The sequence below is a fragment of the Paenibacillus sp. P3E genome (assembly GCF_001909045.1).
In the GTDB taxonomy this organism is placed as follows: Bacteria; Bacillota; Bacilli; order Paenibacillales; family Paenibacillaceae; genus Paenibacillus_AQ; species Paenibacillus_AQ helianthi.
In genome coordinates, this window is sequence record NZ_LVWH01000115.1 from 67,976 (window position 1) to 89,491 (window position 21,516).

Below are 21,516 nucleotides of genomic sequence, written 5' to 3' on the forward strand. Positions count from 1 at the left end.
ATGAATAAAACAGAAGCGCTTCAATTTTTAACAGATATGTACAACGATATTGTGGTTGGTTTGAATTTAGAAAAGATCCCTGTCTATTTTAGCGAAGAATATTATCAGGTGACGGATGGGGTAAAAACGAACAAAGAGGAGTTCACGAAACATATCGCTACACTAAAAGAAATGGTAGAAAAAATTAAAGTTTCGCCTTTCTATGATACATTGTTTGATGAGGAGCTACAAACAATGACATTACGCTATACAGTAGATGTTACAAAGAAAAATGGAAATAGCGGACAAGTTGAATTAATTGCTATCTTTGAATTGGAAGGCCACAAGATTCTTCGCTGCAACGAAATATCCTGTCCGCTTAACAATGCTGACGAATTCAAAGAAATTGCTAGTGTTAGTAACTAACCGGGGTCATAACCAATAATAGATGATAAAGTGATGTAAAGGATATTCTCGAGCCCGGCCCCTTTCCGCCAATCGGCGGAGGGGCTTTTGTTTTCCGCAAGCCAAATCTCCCCTCTAGATACCCGCATCGCCCTTTTCTAAATGTCATATTACCTCACACAAATACTCATAACCCCAGCAGATCAAACCGAAAATCCAACCGAAAATTCTATTTAGCGTTATCTTTCTTCACTGGTAGCGCTTTATCTGATGAATTGGGGGTTGATTATTTCCAGCCCATCCTCTATGATAATCTCATCAGGTTATTTATAAAGTTTAAGCGATTAAACTTTATAAATTATATTTCCTTTATTAACTCCATATTACAACGTTTATTTATTATAAAAGTTAAAGCGCTTAAACTTTCAAACAAGAAAGGCTGGTGTGTTAGTGATTAAGAGTGAAAGCCGGCGGCAGACCTTCTACATGTATATGTTCATTTCCCCGTGGTTAATCGGTTTTCTGGTGTTTGCTTTGTACCCTATTCTTTCGTCGCTGTATTACAGCTTCACGGATTATGACATCATCCACCCGCCGAGATTCATCGGACTTGCCAACTACACAGAGATGTTTCACAACGAGCTGTTCTGGAAATCGGTCACGGTCACCCTGAGGTACACCTTCATCAGTGTGCCAATACAGCTGCTGCTCGGTCTTGGCTTCGCCCTCCTGCTGCACCAGACGATCCCGCTGCGCGGATTCTTCCGCACCGCGATGTATTTTCCCAGCATGGTGTCCGGGGTGGCGATGTCACTCCTGTGGTACTGGATCTTTAACCCGCAGATCGGCCTTTTCAACTACATGCTCTCCTGGTTCGGCATCCATGGCCCGGCCTGGCTGATGAGTCCCGACACGGCGCTGTATGCACTAATTATCATGTCCTTATGGACCGCCGGTTCAGGCATGATCCTCTTCCTCGCCGGGCTGCAGGGCGTCCCTGCCAGCCTGATCGAAGCCGCCAACCTGGATGGGGCCGGGCGTTTCAGGATTTTCCTGAATATCACCCTGCCGATGATCTCACCGGTACTGCTGTTCCAGCTCATCATGGGTCTGATTGATTCATTCCAGGTGTTCACCCAGGCCTTCGTCATGACACAGGGCGGTCCTAACTACTCTACCTGGTTCTATGTCTACAATCTGTACACCAGCGCCTTCAAGGAATACCGTGCCGGCTACTCCTCCGCGCTGGCGTGGGTGCTGCTGATCGTTGTTATGGTGTTCACCGCTATCATTATGAAGCTGTCGAACCGTTATGTGCACTATGAAGGAGGCGGACGCCGATGAGCATCGTCAAAACAGCCAACCACCGTGTACCCGCTTCTGCGCACCGCCGGAGGGTCGATCCCGTGAAGGCAGCCAGCTTCATCACTTTGCTGATTACCACCTTTCTTATGCTGCTGCCGCTGTTCTTCATGGTCTCCACCTCACTGAAATCGAAGCGGGAGATGCTGAAGTTCCCGCCGACCTTTCTGCCGGAGAGCTGGGCGTGGAGCAACTACCGTGAGATTTTCGACACGCTGCATTTCGGTACCCTGTACAAGAACAGTCTGACCATCGCTGTGCTGACTGTCATCGGCACCCTGATCTCTTCGGCGCTGGTCGCCTACGGGTTCGCCCGGTTCAGGGGCAGAGGCAACCAATTCCTGTTCATCCTGCTGCTCAGCACCATGATGCTGCCCTATCCGGCGATTATGATCCCGCAGTTCGTGCTGTTCTCCCATATGAACTGGATTGATACCTTCCTGCCGCTGATCGTACCCGCATTCTTCGGTTCGGCCTACAACATCTTCCTGCTGCGGCAATTCTTCTCCACGCTGCCCGAGGAATTGTTCGATGCCGGCCGGATCGACGGCTGCGGTGAGCTGCGGATGTGGTGGACGATTGCCCTGCCGCTGTCCGCTCCGGCACTGGCAACCGTTGCAATCTTTGCTTTTATCTACAGCTGGAACGACCTGCTTACACCTGTGCTCTACTTAAGCTCATCGGAGAAATTCACCCTGCCGGTCGGCATGGCCTCACTCACCTCGTCGCGCTTCCGCATCCCGCCGTGGCACCTCTTGATGGTCGCTTCCGTACTGGCGATGCTTCCCATTGTGACCTTGTTCGCGGTCGCCCAGAAGCAGTTCGTGGAAGGCATTGTTCTGACCGGCATCAAGTAATCCCCGCCCTATCCGGCGGTCCAATACGACTTGAAATGATGGAGGGATTAACGGATGAACTCACGTAACCGAAAAACATCCTCGCTGCTGCTTGCAGCAGGACTAACTGTAATGGCGGCCTTATCCGGCTGCAGCGGAGGCAAATCGGCGGGCGATGTGGCTGCAGGAAATAATGGCGCAGCAAGTGGCGGCACCACAGAAGAACAAGTAACCATCACCCACTACACCATTGATTCCGAGGACCGCACGTTTATCGAGAAGCTGATTCCCGATTTTGAGAAGGAGCATCCGAATATCCGGGTCAAGGTGGAAAAAGCGCCTTACGAGCAGTTCGACAGCAAGCTGCAGACCCTGATCGCCGGGGGCAAATCGCCTGATGTCACAAGCCATTACGGTTATGGCGGTTTTGCGGAATATTACAACAAGGGCATGCTGCTGGATCTGACCGATCTGATTAAGGAAGTGGGATTCAAGCCGGAGGATTATCACATTCCTGACAATCTCATGAAAATCTACACCGTCAAGGACCGCACCTACGGCATCCCGGTCAACATGTATGTCACCCTGATGCTGTACAACAAAGATATGTTCGATGCCGCGAAGCTCTCCTACCCTCCAAGTGACTATGAGGACAAAAGCTGGACCTTTGACAAAATGGTTGAAAAGGCCAAGCAAATGACCGTCGTCTCTGACGACATTGCCAAAACGCAGTACGGCGTGGACTTCACCTGGTCCGAGCGCGATATGCGGCCGCTGTATTTCGGAGCTGAACCCTATTCTGAAGATACCTGGACGAACGGCGGCGTGCCATCCGAGACCCATTTTGACTCCCCCAAGGTGATTGCCGCTTACCAAAAGCTGTTCGATCTGATATTCAAGGACAAAGTCTCTCCCACCTCCGAGTGGAGCAAAAGCGTGGCCGGGCAGAACGGTGACCCCTTCGTTGCAGGTAAAATCGGCATGTCCATCGGCGGCTCCTGGAACCTGGCGGGAGCGAATGATTTTCCATTCAAAATCGGCGTAGCCGCCGTCCCTTGGGGAGGCAACGAGAAGGTGCGCAGCACGCTGTTCGTCGATCCGCTGCTGATTCTGAAGGGCTCCAAGCATCCGAAGGAAGCTTTTGAATGGATCAAGTATCTGATGACCACCGAAGTCCAGGAGAAATCCATCGAGCTGAGCGGCGGCAATCCTCCGGTCAATACGGAAGCTGCGGAAGAATATTATAAGCATTTTGACGGCATTGATCCGGCGGATGTGAAGAAGGTCTACGAGGGTGCAGTCAAATACGGCTTCGAATCCTACAACCATCTGATCACCAACTACTCGCAGATCAACGACATGTTCATCAACGAGATGCAGCCGGTCGAGACCGGACATCAGACACTCGAGGAGGTTATGCCGGTGATTCAGAAGAAAGTGACTGAGATTATTAAGAGATAAATTCCTGCCTTTAGCGGATATGCGGCAAGCCCTGTATACTGTAGGCAGGGAATAGATTCGGAAAATCCGCCGCAAGGAGCGTTTGAGATGAAAGTGAGTATTTTTGATGTAGCCAAAAAATCCGGGTTATCCGTGGTAACGGTCTCCCGGGTCATTAACGGGGCAGGCTCGGTGCGCGAGAAGAACCGCCAAAAAGTGCTGGACGCGATCAAAGAGCTGGATTACCGCCCCAATGCGGCGGCCCGCAGCCTGGCCAGCGGCAAGACCGGCATCATCGGTCTGATTGTAACGACCCTGCAGGATTCCTTCTTCGATGCGGTGGTCAAAGAGCTGAATGAGGTGCTGGCGCTGCACGGCTATTTTCTGGCCATCTCCATCTCTACGGGTATCGCCTCGGACGAGAACCACTATCTGATCCAGGAGGACCGGGTGGACGGCTTGATTCTGCTCTCGCCGATGGAGGAGGACAACTATATTGTGGAGCTGAAGCGGCGCGGCATCCCCTATGTGCTGATTGATAATCAGCAGCCGGAGAATGACAGCTATTCGATTACTATTGATAACGTAAAAGGCGGCTATGCCGCCGCCCGCCACCTGCTGGAGCTGGGACATACCTCTATCGCCCATCTCTGCGGGCATGAGATGTTCCGTAGTACCAAGGAACGGCGCGCCGGCTTCCTGAAGGCACTGAAGGAACAAGGGCTGGAACCCTTTGAGATTGTTCACGGCGATTTTGAAATTACCAAAGGCTACGATACTGCAAAACGCTGGCTGTCCGAGGGCAAGCTGCCCACCGCCGTATTTACGGGAGATGATAATATCGCCCTTGGCGTGATCAATGCCCTGATGGAAGCCGGGGTGCGCGTGCCGCAAGAGGTAGCTGTTGTCGGCTATGACGACCACTACATTGCTTCCCAGCTTCGCCCGCATCTGACAACCCTGCGCCAGCCGGCAGACAAGATCGGGATAGCCGCAGCCGACATGCTGCTGAAACGCATGAATGGAACGATGAAACGCGGGGCCAACGTAAGGATTGATCCGGAATTAATTGTACGTGAATCTACTTTATCCAAGTAGAGCCGTACTGTCCGGCAGTTAAGTATAGGATGACGAAGTAACTCAGGATGTGAAAGCTCACAAAACTTAGACTATGCTTTCGAGGCGAGTTTTGCGGAGTATATATCAAGGATGCGTGGCTACAAAACTTTAGGAGTGACGACCATTGGCTTACTATTTGGGCATCGATGGCGGAGGAAGCAAAACCTACGCTCTGCTCTGCGATGAGCATGGCAATGTGCTTGGGAAGGGCAGGAGCGGCAATGGGAACCATCAGATGGGAGCCCGTCAGGCCGCGGCCAGTATCCATGAGGCAGCCTTCGCGGCGCTTGCGGAAGCAGGACTCCGGCTTGGCGAGGTTAAGCATGCTTATCTGGGTCTGGCCGGTGCTGACCGCAAGACGGATTACGACATCCTCCATCCGATGATCCGCAGCATCGGATTTACGAATTATACGATCAGCGGCGACCCGATGATCGGCCTGCGTGCCGGTACGAAACGCCCTTATGGCGTTGCTCTCATCTGTGGAACCGGCACGAATGCCGCCGGGCACAGCCGTGAGGGCCGGCACTATCAATGCGGCGGCTTTGATTATATGTACGGCGATTTCGGCGGCGGCGGAGCGCTGAATATCGAAGTATTCCGCACCGTACTCCGGGCCTGGGACGGGAGGGAAGCACCTACACTTCTCACAGAGCCGCTGCTTCAGCTGCTCGGCTATACGCATGTCGGAGAGATGTTCGATGACTTCCTCGATCATGGAAAGTCTGTGCCCCTGGACGCCGCCCGCCTGCTGTTCCCGGCTGCGGCCGAAGGCGATGACGCAGCGCTTGCGATCCTGCACCGCCAGGGCGTGGAGCTGGGCAAAGCGGCTGCGGCCGTGATTCACAGGCTGGGCATGGAGAACGAGGCCTTTGACGTAGTGCTCGCCGGAAGCCTCCTTACCCGGGGTGACCGGGGCTGGATCACTGGCCCGATTGAGCATGCGGTGCACAGCGCAGCTCCGAACGCTTCCGTGGTCACCTTAACCACAGAACCTGTCGTCGGTGCTGTATGGTCAGCACTCGAAGAAGACGGTATTCCTGTAAACAACGATATTTATGAGAAAATGCGTGTATTTCAAGAGTTCGAAGCAATCCCCATCACAACCAGACAGGAGTGATTAATCTTGGCAACTAACCAAGGCCTTAAGATCGCCGTCATCGGCGGAGGGTCTTCCTATACCCCGGAACTCGTCGAAGGCTTCATTCTTCATTACAAGGAACTTCCGGTCCGCGAGCTATGGCTTGTGGACATTGACCCCGGCCTGCACAAGCTGAATATCGTCGGCAGTCTGGCCAAACGGATGGTAGAGAAATCCGGGCTTCCCATCGAGGTCCACCTCACCACCGACCGCCGCAAAGCGATTGAAGGCGCCGATTTCGTCAGTACACAGATTCGTGTCGGCATGCTGGATGCCCGCGCCCGTGACGAGTCCATCCCGCTGAAGTATGGAGTAATCGGCCAAGAAACGACGGGCCCGGGCGGAATGCTGAAGGCACTGCGTACCATCCCGGTCATCCTGGACATCTGCCGGGATATCGAGGAGCTGGCGCCGAACGCCTGGCTGCTGAATTTCACCAATCCGGCCGGAATGGTTACCGAAGCAGTGCTGCGGTATTCGAACGTCAAGAGTGTGGGGCTGTGTAATGCACCCATCGGCTTGATCAAGCAGGTATCGGCCAAATACAATGCCGCCCCTGACCGGATCTATGCCGAGTTCGTCGGCCTGAATCATCTGCACTGGATTACCCGCATTGATGTTGAAGGCGAAGACAAGCTGGATGACATGCTGGCCGACACCGCTGGCTACAGCGCGAAGAATGTTCCAGCGAGGGAGTGGAATCCCGAGTTCCTGCAATCTTTGCATGCACTGCCCTCTTACTATCTGAAATATTTCTATATGACCGATGCCATGCTCGCAGAACAGCAGGAATCCTTCAAGCAAGGCGGCAACCGCGCCGAGGTTGTCAAACACGTAGAAGAGGAACTGTTCGCCATCTACGCCAATCCGGAGCTGAGCGAGAAGCCGAAGCAGCTGGAGCAGCGCGGCGGAGCCTTTTATTCCGAGGCTGCGGTCAATCTGATGCGTTCCCTGCACAATGGCACGAACGACATCCAGACACTGAATGTGGCGAACCGCGGCGTCCTGGACTTCCTGCCGGAGGATGCGAGCATTGAGGTCAACTGCGTGGTAACCAAGACCGGCCCCCTGCCGCTGCCGCTGACCAAGATCCCTCCGATGGCCAAGGGACTGATCCATGCCGTCAAAACCTACGAGCAGCTGGCCATTGATGCCGCTGTCACCGGGGACCGCAGCCTGGCGATTCAGGCGCTCGCACATCATCCGCTTGTGCCTTCCGTAGAGGTGGCCATTGCCATGCTGGACGAAATGCTGGAAGCGAACAAGGCATACTTGCCGAACTTTTTTGCCAAAGAGACTGCCGGGACACCGGTACAATAAACGGGATATCAAAAAGAGACTGCCTTTCAAGAAGGGGCAGTCTCTTTTTTTGTTGTAAATACAACAATAATAATGTATTATTTTTTACATCGTTTGAAAAATACATGAGTAGCGGAGTGGCAATTATGAAAGAAATTTTACGTGAGGTTGGAATGATTGCCAGGGCATTGGATTCTGTAAGTAATATAGAATTCAAAAAGTATGACCTTACAAAAGGGCAGTACTTATATCTCGTACGAATATGTGAAAATCCGGGAATGATTCAAGAGAAGCTAGCGGAAATGATAAAGGTAGACCGGACAACAGCGGCTCGTGCCATAAAGAAACTGGAGATTAACGGATTTATTAAGAAGAATGATGATCCCGTTAATCAAAAAATTAAAAAACTATTTCCTACAGAGAAAGGGATGACTGTGTACCCTTTTATTAAAAGGGAAAACGATTATTCCAATAAGGTCGCACTATCCGGATTCTCTGAAAGTGAAGTGGAAACGGTTTTCGACCTGCTGCAAAGAGTCAGAAAAAATGTAGAAAAAGACTGGGAGTTTGTAAAAAAGGGGAACCAGAGAACTTATTGATTGCTTAAAAGGAGGCACCTAAAATGACTATAACTATAAAAAAGTGCACATTAGAAGATCTGGGATTGCTTCAAGATCTTAGTGTTGAAACATTTAAGGAGACATTTGAGGATCAAAATTCACCTGAGCATATGAAGGCCTACTTGGAAAAAGCGTTTAACGCAGTGCAATTAGAGAAGGAGTTATTAACTATCTCTTCGGAATTCTATTTTATTCATTCTAACGGGGAGCTTGCCGGGTATTTAAAGGTCAACACTAATGAGGCTCAATCTGAAATCATGGATAATCTTTCGCTTGAGATTGAGAGGATTTATATCCGCAAAAAATTCCATAAGCAGGGACTTGGCAGCTATCTGATGAATACAGCTATAGCCATAGCAAAAGAACAGAATAAAGAGAAGATTTGGCTCGGGGTATGGGAAAAAAATGAGCGCGCCATTACCTTTTATCAAAAAATAGGGTTTGTTCAAACCGGAGCCCACTCTTTCTATATGGGTGATGAAGAACAAATCGATCTGATAATGACCAAGACACTCCAATAGGATTCTTCTGTAAAGATATTCAGGCTAGAGGATATCCCTTATCCGTTGCAGGAGTCAGGGATATCTTTTGTTGGGGTGTAGGTTACTGCTTAATCAGCACGGTTAAATCACCCTCAAAAACCTTCTCATCGTTGTGGTTGAACGTGGACAGCGATACAGTAACGCTCCCCGTGTCATTCTTCTTCTCTTTCACTTCGGTCACTTCAACAAGGGTATACAACTCATCCTCCGGATACACCGGCTTAGTAAATTTAAGATTGTTCATAGCGGTTCCAGCAATAACATCATCACCATAACTCCCCGTTTCCACCCAAAGTTTGAATGAGACCGCCATGGTTTGTATACCTGAAGCAATAATTCCATTAAATCTTCCTTGCTTCGCCTTCTCTTCATCCAAATGCATATATTGAGGGTCAAACTCCGCTGCAAATCTCGTAATACTCTCTTTAGTCATTCTGATGGACTTGGTTCTGAAGACTTGCCCGACAAAAAATTCATTAAATCTCATTCATCGCACCTCTTATATCCGTTATATTTGCTGTTTTATTGGACGATCTTGTCCTGGGAGCTTAAGTAACCGTGACATTTAAAGTCATAGTTGGGATTGTTCATAACCTCTTCTTTCTGAAGTTCATACATGGCAATTTTATAATTTATTTCCTCCAAGTGTTTAAAACTTTCATCAATTTTCTTCTGCACTTCCAATTTATGCTGCATTAACATTTCTTCTCTTTGCAAAAAGGTGTTATTCCCCAGTTCATAAAGCTCCTTGTAATCCTTTATTTTCGAAAGAGGCATTCCTGTCTCTTTGAGACAACGAATAAAAGAAATCCAGTCTATTTGTTGTTGGGTATACACTCTACGGCCTTTTTCGTCACGAGATATGTTTGGTAATATCCCTTGCTCTTCATAAAATCTAAGTGTCTTTGCAGATACATCTACATTCTCCACTACATATGTCATTGAATACAGCATCTACTCGTCCCACCTCCAGTTACAGTTACTGTAACTAAATATCTATCACAAAGATAACGATAACATAAAAACCCTTTATGTAACCATATAAAAATAAACCCTTTACTTACCGTAACAGCAACCAATTACACTGAAATAGAAAATAAAACAGGATAATGAAAAAACACGGCTTGAATTCATTCTTGAAAGAGCAAACGGGAAGATACCTGTGATGGCTGCCGGTTCCATAATAACACCAGATGATGCCCTTAATGCTATGGAATTAGGCTTGCCGCTAGTCGCCATTGGACATGCGTTAATTATGGATCCTAATTGGGTTGAGAAGGTCGCAAATGGACGTGAAGCCGAGGTGGATTCTGAATTGAACGTTTCGAAACTCGACCAGCTTAATATTCCGGAAAAACTTTGGAATGTATTTCAAGCCATGCCAGGTTGGTTTAATATCGCTAAATAAACATTTTCAAATACCGTTGAATCGTTTATTGGTACTTTCAACGGACTTAAAGAACCCATCTCCACTTATCGTGGACAATGGGTTCTTTTTTTATCGTATATACCTTAGGGGTTAAATCACCTTATGCTGAACCCACTTATCCCCGAGAAAACGCCGGAGGAAAATGAAGCCGCGTATGCCCCACTCGCAGTTCATGGCCAGCCAAACCCCGATAATCCCCATATGCAGCACGATGCCGAGGATATAGCCGAGCACTACGCGGAACAGCCACATGGACAGCATGGACACGATGGATGTGAACTTGGAATCGCCAGCCGCCCGGAGCGCGGAAGGGGTAATGAAGCTGATCGACCACAGCGGGATCTGGGCAATCGAATTCATCAGAAAAACAATAAAGATATCCCGGACAATCTCCTGCGGCGGATGGAACAGCGACACCAGCGGGTGGAATAACGGGAAGATCAGCAGCGCCATCAAGGCAAAAGAGGCTGAGGACAGCCACAGAAACGACTTGACGAATTTACGCGCATCCCGGGTATTCCGGCTTCCCATGCATTGTCCAACGACAGTGATCAACGTCAGCGACAATGCATTGGCTGGAATCTGCATGACCCCGGCGATCGAGGAAGTGATTGCATTGGTCGCAATGGCATAGGTGCCAAGACTGACAATAAAAATCTGCGTCAGAATCTTACCGCCATTGAAGAACATCTGCTCCGCCGCAAACGGCAGGCCGATGAACATAATTCTCCGGAGCATGGTCCAGTTGAGAACCAATAAGTCCCGGATCTTCACCCGGAGGCTGCTGTCGAGCCGGAACAGATAGATCAGCGAGCAGACCGCAGCCAGATACCGGGAGGTATTAATCGCGATGGTCATGCCGAACACACCCATATGCAGCCCGTTAATGAACACGAAGTTCAACAGCACGTAAGAAAAGTTCATAATCAGCGAGAGTACGAGGGACACACGGGTCCTCCCGATGCCGCGCAGCGCGCCGCACACCGCTTCCATCACAGCAATCCCCAGATAGGACAGGCTGCTGCCAATCAGATACGTACGGGCGTTCGACATGACCTCCGGCGAAGCCGCACCGAACAGCAGATGCAGCAGAGGTCCATGGAACGCAATGCCAAATAAGCCGATGGCAAATGCCATCAGCGAAACAGAGGAGACCGCTCCGGCGGCAGCTTTGGAGACCATTAGGTCGTTCCCGCTGCCTTTATATTGCGCAACAACAACGGTTCCGCCAGTGGATACCGCGATGAATACACTGATCAGAAAAATATTCAGCGAATCTATCATATTCACCGCACTGATCGCCGCCACACCGGAAGAGCTGATCATCGCTGTGTTCACGACGTTCAGCCCTACCACAAAGGCCTGGTCTACCAATATAGGAAGAAATAACGATATGATTTGACGGTAGTCAATGGATTCTCCAGAAAAATACTTGTCGAGAAACAGGCGGCCCTGCTTCACATTCACCTTGGGCTCTAGCATAAGTTCACTTCTTTATATTAGAATTAGGGCCTCGCTATTCTAACATATGAGCTGCATAAGTCAAGGCGGTCTGCCTATGTGACCGGCATTACTCCCCGTGCAGGGAAGGAGATAATGTAATCGAGAATGTCTTATCGAACGGGGTCACTGCGTTAACCAGCACCGCCTTGCAGTTATTCTGCAACTTGGCCTCCCGTACCCCGGTCGCCAGATGTTCTCTCCCGCCCCCCGTCAATTCAATCCAGTCCTCCCCGCAGGCATAACGGAGATTCCCGCCGCTCCAGAGATAGCAGTCCTCATCTGCAGCCTGCAGATCTCCAGAGGTGAAGCTTCCTTCGCTCCCGAAAATGAAAGACACCTGTGTCATGACCTCCGCCGGCTCATCGCAGTGCAGCCGGATAGTCCAGCCCTCGTCAGTCCGCTGCACCTCCGCCTGTACCCGGAATGTCTGTTCATGCGTAAGCGGTCGGCTCTGATGCGGGAGCAAATACCAAGGACTGACCGGCGTTCGGGATGTTGGCGGAAGCAGTGCCTCCTCGATGGGGCCGTAATAGCCTTTCTTCTGTTCTCCCGCCAGGCGGTATCCTTCGGGCAGCTTGGTCATTTCCTGCATCGGCACATATCCCGGATAAAAGTACGATGCCACCTGAACGGCAAGCAGCCTTACGGCACCATGGCGCAGCGCAAAGAAAGACGGCGTCTCCGTAATCAGCGTCACACTGGTACTGCCATCCCTGTAGCGGGCAACGGGTGCACCGAAATCAGTATGCAGCCGGCTGTGGTAGATTCGTCCCCCATGGCCGGCATCATCCATCTGCTCCAAATAACTATGGCGAAGGAAATCGCCGTTCAGCATTTCCTCATATTTCACAGGAAGGGGCGCCGCTGCCTGAAGCGGCTGCTGTAGCTCAGGCTCCAGCAGCATCCGCACGAGCGCGTTAACCGAGCAGACACCCGGATCTGCAAGCGAACGTCCAGCCCATTCAGCCATGCCCGCAAATAACTCATCCTTATCGGAGCGGGCCAGAATCGCATAAGGTAAATAATAGGGAGACAGATCGTGAACACTCCCCAGGTCCTGCCGGCCGGAATAATCGGTAACGACCTCGCCCGAAGGATGGACCAGATATACCATCATGCGCAGATTCTGACGAACCGGGTCCAGCAGCTTCGGGCGATTCAGCAGACGGGCGGCATGAATCAGCATGATGTCGCTGACTGCGCTGTAAATCCCATTGCTTCTCTCCGTCCATTCCCCGTCCGGCGTAATGTCCATCCCTTCCGCCAGCCAATGATCCGCCCGCTGAACAGCCTCTTCGAGTCCAAACAGCTCATGCAGATATCCAAGTGCTGCACAGAGTACCCAGCGGTGATTCGGTGTATGGCATCCGCCCGTAATCATGACAGGCACGGTCCGTTCAAGAAACAGCCGCATATTGTCCAGCACCGGCTGCAGCGGCAACCATTCCTTGCGGGCCAGCAATTGGTACAGCTGAGCGTAACCGACAATGACAAAAGCCGTATCCGGCGGAGAATGAAAATTCGTCCAGCCCGGAGATATAGAGCCGTCCTCATGCTGAAAGCGCAGCACGAACTCCGTGGCCAGCAGCAGCCGCGCCAGCAGCGCTTCATCCAGATAGTACGCAGAATCGGGATTGACCAGAGCCGCTCCCCAGTAACACATGTCCGTCGGCGTGCCAGTCGTGTGATTGACCCAGGCAATACCCGTGCCCGGATCTATCGTCCCGCCGTAATAGCGGCTCTGCGGATCCAGCATCTGCCGGGATAACCCTTCCTTCACCGCTCTGTCATTACTCTCCACCAGTTGCTTATACATTGTAATTCCCTCCAATACACATTCTGCTTCATGCCTGGGTAATGCCAGGTTCCTATATCCGTTCCAGCTCTCTCCCAATACGCTCAGGAATCTCGGCAAATAACTGACTCCAGGAAACGAACAGGTCCTCCCGGTCTGCATAGTCCCAGCTCTGGTAAGTCAGAGAGGGAGTGAACCGGAAGGTTTGCAGGTAACGGCGGACCCGGCTGTCAATGTCTTCGTCCGTCGCCAGAACTCCGCTATAGAAGTCGCCATAGATCAGGCCGTCTGCGCCCGCCTCCTCCTGCGTGCAGGACACAAATCCCGGCAGCAGCTCAAATAGCTCAGGAAGCGGAGAGAGCGCATGTTTGCCGGGCTGGACATACAGAGCAGCCCGCGTTCCGCTCAGATTAGTCCGTCCGTGCAGCAGCCCTTTCAGGTATTTACCATGAAAGCTGGCTTCAACATCCGCCACCTCTCCGTCCCTGCCGATGTACACCCACACATGCTCCAGATCATACAGATGCTGAATATCATAATCGTAATAAATGGCGTATTCTACAACAGCCTCCACATCGGGGTGATTAACAATCAGACGCCGCCGGAAGGAAGGAGAGTTCCCCTCCTGCCGCAGTACCGTTATACCGATGCGAACAGGAAAGAACGGTTCGCACGGATCGAACAATAAGCACGGGGCATATCTGGCAGCGAGTAACCGGTCGGCATCGCTCAGCATCAGGCCTGACCTCTGGCCGCAAGCTTACCTGCAAGCAGCGAATGGCTTTCATCGATCTCTTCCGGCCGGCAGGCTGCCTTCAGCTCATACACCTTGACCTGTGCCCGCTCGATCATCGGCAAATAGGCATCGTAGAACTCCATATCCTTGCTGTTCACATAGGGGCACCAATGATCGGAAAGACCAAGGGTTTCATGAATATGGACACCCACAATATCCTCCATCAGGCCTTCCATTTCCCGCACACTATCGTACAATCCCAAGCGATCCATCATTATGGCATGACCGGTATCATACCAGATGCCTACAGGTGCTCCTTTTAGCGCCTTTATAATCGTCTTGGCTTCCGCGAGCGTCGGAATCTGCTGAGGTCTGGAGCGGGTCTCAATGCCAAACCGGACACTCAGTCCCTTCGACAACGCCCGGTTGCATACCTCATCCAGACTTTCGATAATCTTCTGCACATAACCGGCGCTATAAGCCTCTCGCCGCTCCATCAGCTCCGCCCATTTGCTGCGGTAAGCCTCTGAATCTCTGCCCTGTCCGTTATAGATCTGCTCCAGCTCTTTGCTGATATCATTCGGAAAGGGCACTTCGCCGGGATGCACAACAACCGCTTCGCCCCCATAGCGCTGGGTGTATTCGGCTGAACGGACCAGCAGCTCGATCGCACGCAGCCGTTTATCCTCCTCCCCAAAGCCGAGCAGTACGGAATCCGTACCATAATCAGGGTCCGGAACGTGAGGGAAGGTGTTGTGGACACTGGAGATGCCGATCTCTCCCCGTTCGATCATTGGCTCGATGGTAGTGAGCATTTCCTGGGTCACATTATAATTCAGCTCTACGCGGCGAAAGCCAAGCTCACGGATTTCCCGGACCATTTCACTGCCTATGGTATGGCGTTTAATGTTCCAGCATGTTGAGAAGGAAAAGACTCCTTTATCCTCCATAACAGTGTTCTCCTTTCTTGACCGTTAACGGTTCAGCCTTTGACAGCACCCAGCATAACACCGCTAACAAAATATTTCTGCAGCCACGGGTAAACAACTAAGATAGGGACTGTGGCGAAAATGACGGTGGCCGCCTTGAGGCTCTCCGGTGTCAGTGCAGTCCTGTTCGAACCTTCCAGCTGTGTCAGCTCAGAGACCATATTGTTCTGTACCATCTGGAACAGCTTCAGCTGAAGCGGATACAGTTCCGGGCTGTTGATATACATCAGGGAATCCTGGAAGCCGTTCCACCGTCCCACTGCATAGAAGAGAGCGAGCGTAGCCATGACAGGCATGGATAGCGGCAGCACAATACGCATCAGTGTGTGAAAATGGGAGCTGCCATCAATTTCGGCCGACTCCTCCAGACTGGGAGGAATGTTATTGAAAAAGGAAATCAGAATAATAAGATTAAAAGGGCTGACCAGACCGGGAAGAATAAGCGCCCAGACCGAATCGATCATTTTTAAATCGCGGATCAGCAAATATTCGGGAATAATTCCGCCGCTGAAAAACATCGTAACGACGATAAGATACATGAAGACTTTACGGCCCTTCAGATTCTTTTTGGTCAACGGATAGGCTGCTGCGACGGTGAAGAGCATGCATAGCACAGTTGTGGCTACCGTCAGAATAATGGTGAAGATCAAAGAGTGGATCATGGAATCATTCGAAAACACCTGAATGTATGCATCCCAGTTCACTTCAATAGGGAAAAGGGTCACTTCGCCGGAGGTAATCGCCCGGTTGGAACTTAGGGATACCGCAATGATGTGTAAAAACGGAGCCAGACAGAACAAAACGAACAACGTAACCAATGTAATATTAACGATATCAAAAATACGGTTTGAGGTACGTTCACTCATAGCACTCCGCCTCCTTCCTTCCTTGTCATATAATGCCGTCACCGGTCGTTTTTTTCGAAATATAGTTAGAACCCAGAATGAACACCAGCCCCACCACGGCCTGGAACAGCCCGATGACGGTAGCCTGCGTATATTGCCCGGATTCCAGACCAATCCGGTATACAAAGGTGCTAAGCACATCGGAGTATTCGCGGACCGTTGTATTACCGATTACGTAAGGACGGTCAAATCCGATGCTGACCATTTTTCCGAGGTTGAGAATCAGCAATGTGATGATGGTTGGTTTGATGCTTGGAAGCGTAATGTAACGGATTTTCTTGAGTCTTGTCGCCCCATCTACTTCAGCAGCTTCAAACAGCTCCCTGTTGACACCCGTTAGGGCTGCCAGATACAGGATGGTTCCCCAACCGGCGCTTTGCCAGACACCTGTGAAGAGATAGGTGATCAGCCACGGATTTTTTTCCGTCAGAAACGGTACGGGGTCCAGTCCCAGACCTACCAGAACTTCGTTCACCATACCGGACTGGTTGCCGAACAATTGGTATACGATTCCCCCGATGATCACCCAGGAAATAAAGTGGGGGATGTACAAAAGGGTCTGTGATATTTTTTTGAACCATACCGACCGGATCTCATACAGCATAATCGCGAGTATGATCGGGGCCGGGAAAGAGACAATCAAATCAAGAAAATTCAGCATAAACGTATTTCGCAGGGTAGTATAGAACTCCCTCATGCCAAAAACCTCGCGGAAGGCGTCAAATCCTATCCATGCACTGCCCCCGATTCCCTGAAACAGGTTGAAATCTTTGAACGCAATCTGCACACCATACATCGGACCGTAGCGAAAGATCACAAAATAGGCAATCGGCAGTGCAAGCAGCGCGTACAGTTGCCAATACCGTCTTAAATATGACGCTTTGCTCAATGGGGTTTCCTCCTATGGAGAAAAACCGGGGTGAAGCGGCCTTCACTTCCCCCCAGCTTTCACTTTTTATATTTGTTTATTTAGCCGGAAGTTCCTTAACCGCCTGCTCTAGTTCTTCTTTCAGTTTGGTTCCGCCCAAAGACATGAAGTCTTTCATTTCCTGCTCGTACACCGCTTCAAATTGATCCGGTTTAGCCATCGTTGTTTTTACAATGATCACATCGAGCTTATCTGTAAGTGTGGTGCCATATTGCGCTTCCCCTTCAATCGGCTTGCCGAAGACAATTGGGCCTACGGTGTCCGTGTTGGCGATAGCGATCGACTGCTTCAGCATTTCCTGATTGTTTTTCGGGAAGCCCATCACCCATGCTTTTTCGTTGGTTGCCTGATCGCCGAGGTTCTTACCGTTAGAGATGATGGCCATGTCGCCGCCATTGAACAGGCGATCGGCAAATTCTTGAGAGACATTTTCCTTGACCACCGGAATTCCGTCCACCATATCATAGTTCTCACCTTCAACCCCATTGTAAATATCAATCAGGTTGTTGCCTGTGGACATCCAATCCAGGTATTTAATTGCTTCTACGGCGCGCTTGCTGCTCTTTGGAATCATGATGTACATACCGTTAGAGGCATAGCGGGATTTAATGTACTTGTTATCAACTTTGGCGTTGGTATACACGTCTACCGGAGTAACCTTGCTTCCCGGCACGTTTTTGTAGAGATTATCCATGGTGCCGTCTTTGTAGAACTGGGCATCCACATCTTCTGACCAATAGCCGGTATTGCCATTCTGGATGTCCTTGGCCAATTGCGTTTTATCTTTATCCAGACCGAAGTCCTTGCTGATCAGTCCTTCGTTATAGAGCTTGTTCATAAACTGCATTGCATCCTTGAAGCCCTCATGGAGCGGCAGCTCGTACCGCTGGCTGTAAGTCAGATCGCCGCTGATCGGCTTAATGAAGGAGTAGATCAGTGTTTCGAACTGAGCCGGCGCAAGTGCCATACCCATCGGGATGTTTTTGCTGCCGAGCTTGCCCGGGTCCTTCTCTTTAAACGCTTTCAAAGTTGTATACAGCTCATCCGTCGTCTTTGGAACAGGCAAACTCAGTTTATCCAGCCAATCCTGACGGATGTAAGAGCTGTAACGGCCCGTGATAGCACGTTTACCCGGAATGGAGAACTGTTTGCCATCCAGCTGACCGAATGCCAGCGTTTCGTCACCGATAAACTTCTTCAGGTTTGGACCATATTCATCGAGAAGTTTGCCGACATCGGTCAGACCACCCTGTCCCGCATAGCGGTAAAATACGCTTGAATCATACGTGAACACGATGTCAGGTACATCACTGTCACTCGCCATCAGCACGTTCAGCTTCGTTACTTCCTCAGAGCGCTGAATAGGTACATACTGAACATCAATGTTGTTCGGATCACCGAAATTTTTCTGCACCAGCTTGGATAAAAAGTTGTTGGTAATGGTTTGAGGCGCCGGGCTGTTGCCGCGGTCAAACACTTCCACCTTTAAGGTAACGCGCTTAGCGCTGCTTCCCTCCGTCGCCTTCCCTCCGTTTGCTGCATTCTCTTTGGAATCGGACGAACATCCCGCCAACAGGGAAACCCCCATTACCGCAGTCAATGTGATCCCCGTTGCCTTCTTCCAAAATCCTTGGTTTGTGTTCACTGTCATCTTTCCATCTCCTTCGCCTGTACAGGCCGTAATGGTGACTTTATGTTCCCCCAAGCCTTAATCCTAAATATCCCCTGTAAGCGTATCCACATCGCATCATCCTGTGCTCTGCCCTGCCGCTTGTCGTTTGGGATGCCCACAGTATTTCATAGCATCCGATCATTTGACAATAAACCTGTTTCGGAAATGCACCTTGCCATAAATTCGGCCTTCCTGTTTATCCAAACCACTGTTTTCGTAAAATAAAGCGCTTTCAAGGTTTCTGAAATAAAGACCGGAACACTGCTTGCGTCCTCCCGGCGGAGGCTGGCGAGCAATATTCCGGTCCGGGCCGTTCACCTTTCATCCGGTGCAAAGATATGATTTATATTTCATGTTGTGGAGGCTTTGTGCCCGCGCTTCAAAGAGCGGTAATCGCCCGGCGTAATTCCGGTCACCCGTTTGAATACCCTCCCGAAAGTGATGGCATTCGCATAACCCACCTTAAGCGCTATATCCTGCAATGAACCTTCCGTCTCCAGCAGCAGCTTTTCGGCTTCCTCCATCCTCAGCTGCGTAAGGAAATCAACAAACTTCATATTAAACTCCATCTTAAAAAGATAACTGCCATATTTGCCGGATATCTGAAACCGGTCGCTTAAATGCTTCAGGGAAAGATCCGGATTGGCAAAGTTCTCTTCAATATACTTCTTCATCTCATTTACCATTGCCTTGTAACTTTTGGTTTCGCTTACCGAAACATAGGTACGGAATACATCGGTCAGGTACTCGAACAGAATGTCCTTCACCTCATGAATGGATTCCGCCTTTTCCAGCAGCTTCAACTGCTCCGCCGCATTCTCCGCCGACAGCTCATCCTGCAGCTGCTCTGACATTACGGCTACTTCCCGGTTCAGCATCTGCAGCATGGCCTGGATTAGAGAACGAATATCGGCATCCTGCAGAAAGTCCTGTTCAAACGCTTCAAAAATCCCCTCCAGCCGCTGCCGCCACTGGCCGCTCGACATCCGGAACTGCTTAACGAACTCCGCAATCATCTGTAGATACTTATACGTTTCCAGCAGCGGCTGGCGTGAGTCCCCGCCTTCCGCCAGAACGATATCTTCGTGCATCAGAAGCTTGTGCTGCATGACATTCTCCGCTGCAACATAAGAGTCCCGAATTGAACCCGGACCGGATACCGCCGGACCAATGCCGAAGCTGAGAGAAATACGCAAATTCTGCTCAACCCAGGAACGGCATTGCCCGGCAAATAGACGGATTTTCTCCGTCATCTCTTCATCATTGCCGGTGGCCAGGAAGAGAATCGCCGCCCGGTCGGTGCTGATCCACTCCGCCCAGCCCTGCAGATCCGCCCCCCGCGCCAATTCCTGAAAGACATTCATCAGGGCAAACTTAAGCGTATTCTGATCGCCCCTGGTGTATCGATCCTGAAATACCTTCTCGTAGCTGTTAATTTCACTGAGCACAACCGTGAAGCGGGACGAAGGATCGGCTCCGGAGAGCGGCGACAGCTCCTCCATCCGCTGGACGGCATTGTCCAGCCGTTCACTGTGCAGCAGATCGGTGAATAGCTTGCTGCGCTGCAGCAGCAGATTCTCCCTGCTTTTTTTATCATAATCCGTCATATGGTTGATCAGATCTTCCAGCACTCCATCAATGAGCATCATTTCATCCGGCCTGGAGGCGGATTGATCCATCGTCCGGATTTGATGGCCTTCAATCCGGTTCATAATCACCTGAATCGGCTTATAGTTGCGCCGGGTAACATAGATCAGGTATAGAACCGCGCATACCACGGTTCCGAACGCAATCGCCACCCAGAGATAGGAGATCACAGAAACCCAGCTGAACAGGTTGCCGGCCTTGATCCCGCTGGCGAACTTCCAGCCAAGCTTCTCCAGATAAACTGTGTTCAGCAGCTTGCCCTTCTCGGCACCTTCGCTGTCCGAATGGGCCTGGTACAATGTCTGTCCATCGCTTCCATAGATCGTAAGGAAAGACAATTGCTCGTTAACCATACTGTCCACAATCTGTTCAATTCCGCTCATTTTGATATTGATTACAAGCACACCCTCTGAGCCGAAGGGCAGCGGCATTCCTTTATCTATGGTAAGCACACGTACAGGCGTGCGCTGAATGAACTCATCCTTGTATTCTCTGACGGGCTGCCACCCCTCCTTCACCGTGCCGGAGGTAATGTGGCGAATCCAATCTTCGTCTATGAATCCGTTCAGATTCTTTAATCCAGTTTCTGTAATAACGCTTTCATTTTTCTTGTCATATACATAAATGGACTGAATGTAGGACGAGTCGTCTGTCAGAATGCGCAGGTTCTGTGCCACCGCATAGATTGCCCCGGTATCCCTCTGGCCTTCACTGTTGAAATAACGCTTATAGGCATCGCTTCGTTCAGCGGATTCCAGCACCGCCAGCTCGACTTCCTTGATGGTCCGCTCTACATTATCCACTAGATATTTGGCGGCGATACGGTCCGCTTTCTGAGTCTCCGTCCGTGAAATATCGTTAATAAACACAAAAGAGGCGAAAATCAGGATCGTCACAGTAAGCAAAAAAATAGGAAAGTACGACAGCAGCAACCGGCGATACCAAGTACGGAACAATGGACAACCCCCTCTAACAAACGTATGAATATAGGCCGCGGTTCGGTCCCCAATATACGCACGGTAGTAAATATTGGAAGCGCATTCACGAACGGGACTTCGTATGAAGTTCTGCCATTATAGCACATGCCGGGTATACCCGGCCAACCAGAAACGTAATGGAAAATACAGGAATGGCCTATAGAAACCGCATTCCTGTGTCCAGAACCCGCC

General features: G+C 50.5%; 20 protein-coding genes. 10 read left to right on the forward strand and 10 right to left on the reverse strand.

Annotated features, from left to right (window positions below; all coding sequences use genetic code 11):
* From A3842_RS11220 to paiA, 9 genes are all read left to right on the forward strand, one after another.
* On the forward strand, positions 1 to 405 hold the full coding sequence (locus A3842_RS11220; RefSeq protein WP_074101467.1) for a metallopeptidase: 405 nt from the start codon (positions 1 to 3) through the stop codon (positions 403 to 405).
* 465 nt (positions 406 to 870) lie between these two features.
* Entirely contained in the window at positions 871 to 1,728 is an 858-nt protein-coding gene (locus tag A3842_RS11225; protein ID WP_074101484.1) for a carbohydrate ABC transporter permease, read from the forward strand.
* Positions 1,725 to 2,603, forward strand: coding sequence for a carbohydrate ABC transporter permease (locus tag A3842_RS11230; protein ID WP_074088804.1), 879 nt, complete (start codon positions 1,725 to 1,727; stop codon positions 2,601 to 2,603). The genes A3842_RS11225 and A3842_RS11230 overlap by 4 nt, the downstream gene beginning before the upstream one ends.
* 54 nt (positions 2,604 to 2,657) lie before the next feature.
* On the forward strand, positions 2,658 to 4,043 hold the full coding sequence (locus A3842_RS11235; protein ID WP_074101468.1) for an ABC transporter substrate-binding protein: 1,386 nt from the start codon (positions 2,658 to 2,660) through the stop codon (positions 4,041 to 4,043).
* An 87-nt stretch (positions 4,044 to 4,130) separates the two neighbouring features.
* Positions 4,131 to 5,120 (forward strand): LacI family DNA-binding transcriptional regulator, encoded by a 990-nt coding sequence (locus A3842_RS11240; RefSeq protein WP_074088802.1) that lies wholly within the window; start codon positions 4,131 to 4,133, stop codon positions 5,118 to 5,120.
* 145 nt (positions 5,121 to 5,265) lie between these two features.
* On the forward strand, positions 5,266 to 6,261 hold the full coding sequence (locus tag A3842_RS11245; protein WP_074101469.1) for an N-acetylglucosamine kinase: 996 nt from the start codon (positions 5,266 to 5,268) through the stop codon (positions 6,259 to 6,261).
* Between the two features lie 6 nt (positions 6,262 to 6,267).
* Positions 6,268 to 7,602, forward strand: a complete 1,335-nt coding sequence (locus A3842_RS11250) for a 6-phospho-beta-glucosidase (protein WP_074088800.1) — start codon at positions 6,268 to 6,270, stop codon at positions 7,600 to 7,602.
* 125 nt (positions 7,603 to 7,727) lie between these two features.
* Entirely contained in the window at positions 7,728 to 8,180 is a 453-nt protein-coding gene (locus A3842_RS11255; protein WP_074101470.1) for a MarR family winged helix-turn-helix transcriptional regulator, read from the forward strand.
* 23 nt (positions 8,181 to 8,203) lie between these two features.
* Complete coding sequence (paiA, locus tag A3842_RS11260) at positions 8,204 to 8,722, forward strand: spermidine/spermine N(1)-acetyltransferase (RefSeq protein WP_074088798.1); 519 nt, start codon at positions 8,204 to 8,206, stop codon at positions 8,720 to 8,722.
* 82 nt (positions 8,723 to 8,804) lie between these two features.
* Here paiA and A3842_RS11265 read toward each other — a convergent pair whose 3' ends face one another.
* A complete protein-coding gene (locus tag A3842_RS11265; protein WP_074101471.1) occupies positions 8,805 to 9,230 on the reverse strand; it encodes a MaoC family dehydratase in 426 nt (141 codons plus the stop codon).
* A gap of 35 nt (positions 9,231 to 9,265) precedes the next feature.
* Positions 9,266 to 9,697, reverse strand: coding sequence for a MerR family transcriptional regulator (locus A3842_RS11270; RefSeq protein ID WP_074088796.1), 432 nt, complete (start codon positions 9,695 to 9,697; stop codon positions 9,266 to 9,268).
* A 178-nt stretch (positions 9,698 to 9,875) separates the two neighbouring features.
* Between A3842_RS11270 and A3842_RS11275 the strand changes: the two genes are divergently transcribed.
* Positions 9,876 to 10,151, forward strand: a complete 276-nt coding sequence (locus A3842_RS11275) for a beta/alpha barrel domain-containing protein (RefSeq protein ID WP_256701663.1) — start codon at positions 9,876 to 9,878, stop codon at positions 10,149 to 10,151.
* A gap of 111 nt (positions 10,152 to 10,262) precedes the next feature.
* On the opposite strand, the gene A3842_RS11280 is transcribed toward A3842_RS11275, so the two are convergent.
* The 8 genes from A3842_RS11280 to A3842_RS11315 all read right to left on the reverse strand — a co-directional run bounded on the left by A3842_RS11280 (position 10,263) and on the right by A3842_RS11315 (position 21,243).
* Positions 10,263 to 11,654, reverse strand: coding sequence for an MATE family efflux transporter (locus tag A3842_RS11280; RefSeq protein ID WP_074088794.1), 1,392 nt, complete (start codon positions 11,652 to 11,654; stop codon positions 10,263 to 10,265).
* A gap of 88 nt (positions 11,655 to 11,742) precedes the next feature.
* Complete coding sequence (locus A3842_RS11285; RefSeq protein WP_074101472.1) at positions 11,743 to 13,491, reverse strand: hypothetical protein; 1,749 nt, start codon at positions 13,489 to 13,491, stop codon at positions 11,743 to 11,745.
* A gap of 52 nt (positions 13,492 to 13,543) precedes the next feature.
* Positions 13,544 to 14,206, reverse strand: a complete 663-nt coding sequence (locus A3842_RS11290) for a hypothetical protein (RefSeq protein WP_074101473.1) — start codon at positions 14,204 to 14,206, stop codon at positions 13,544 to 13,546.
* The gene (locus A3842_RS11295) at positions 14,206 to 15,156 is read right to left on the reverse strand and encodes a sugar phosphate isomerase/epimerase family protein (RefSeq protein WP_074101474.1); all 951 of its coding nucleotides are present in this window, start codon (positions 15,154 to 15,156) and stop codon (positions 14,206 to 14,208) included. Before A3842_RS11295 ends, A3842_RS11290 begins: the two co-directional genes overlap by 1 nt.
* A gap of 32 nt (positions 15,157 to 15,188) precedes the next feature.
* On the reverse strand, positions 15,189 to 16,061 hold the full coding sequence (locus A3842_RS11300) for a carbohydrate ABC transporter permease (protein WP_074088790.1): 873 nt from the start codon (positions 16,059 to 16,061) through the stop codon (positions 15,189 to 15,191).
* A gap of 25 nt (positions 16,062 to 16,086) precedes the next feature.
* Positions 16,087 to 16,989, reverse strand: a complete 903-nt coding sequence (locus A3842_RS11305) for an ABC transporter permease (RefSeq protein ID WP_074088789.1) — start codon at positions 16,987 to 16,989, stop codon at positions 16,087 to 16,089.
* Between the two features lie 76 nt (positions 16,990 to 17,065).
* Positions 17,066 to 18,679 carry an extracellular solute-binding protein gene (locus tag A3842_RS11310; RefSeq protein ID WP_074088788.1) on the reverse strand — a complete coding sequence of 538 codons (1,614 nt, stop codon included), beginning with the start codon at positions 18,677 to 18,679 and terminating at the stop codon, positions 17,066 to 17,068.
* Positions 18,680 to 19,050: 371 nt separating this feature from the next.
* A complete protein-coding gene (locus A3842_RS11315) occupies positions 19,051 to 21,243 on the reverse strand; it encodes a helix-turn-helix domain-containing protein (protein WP_256701661.1) in 2,193 nt (730 codons plus the stop codon).
* Positions 21,244 to 21,516 lie beyond the last annotated feature (273 nt).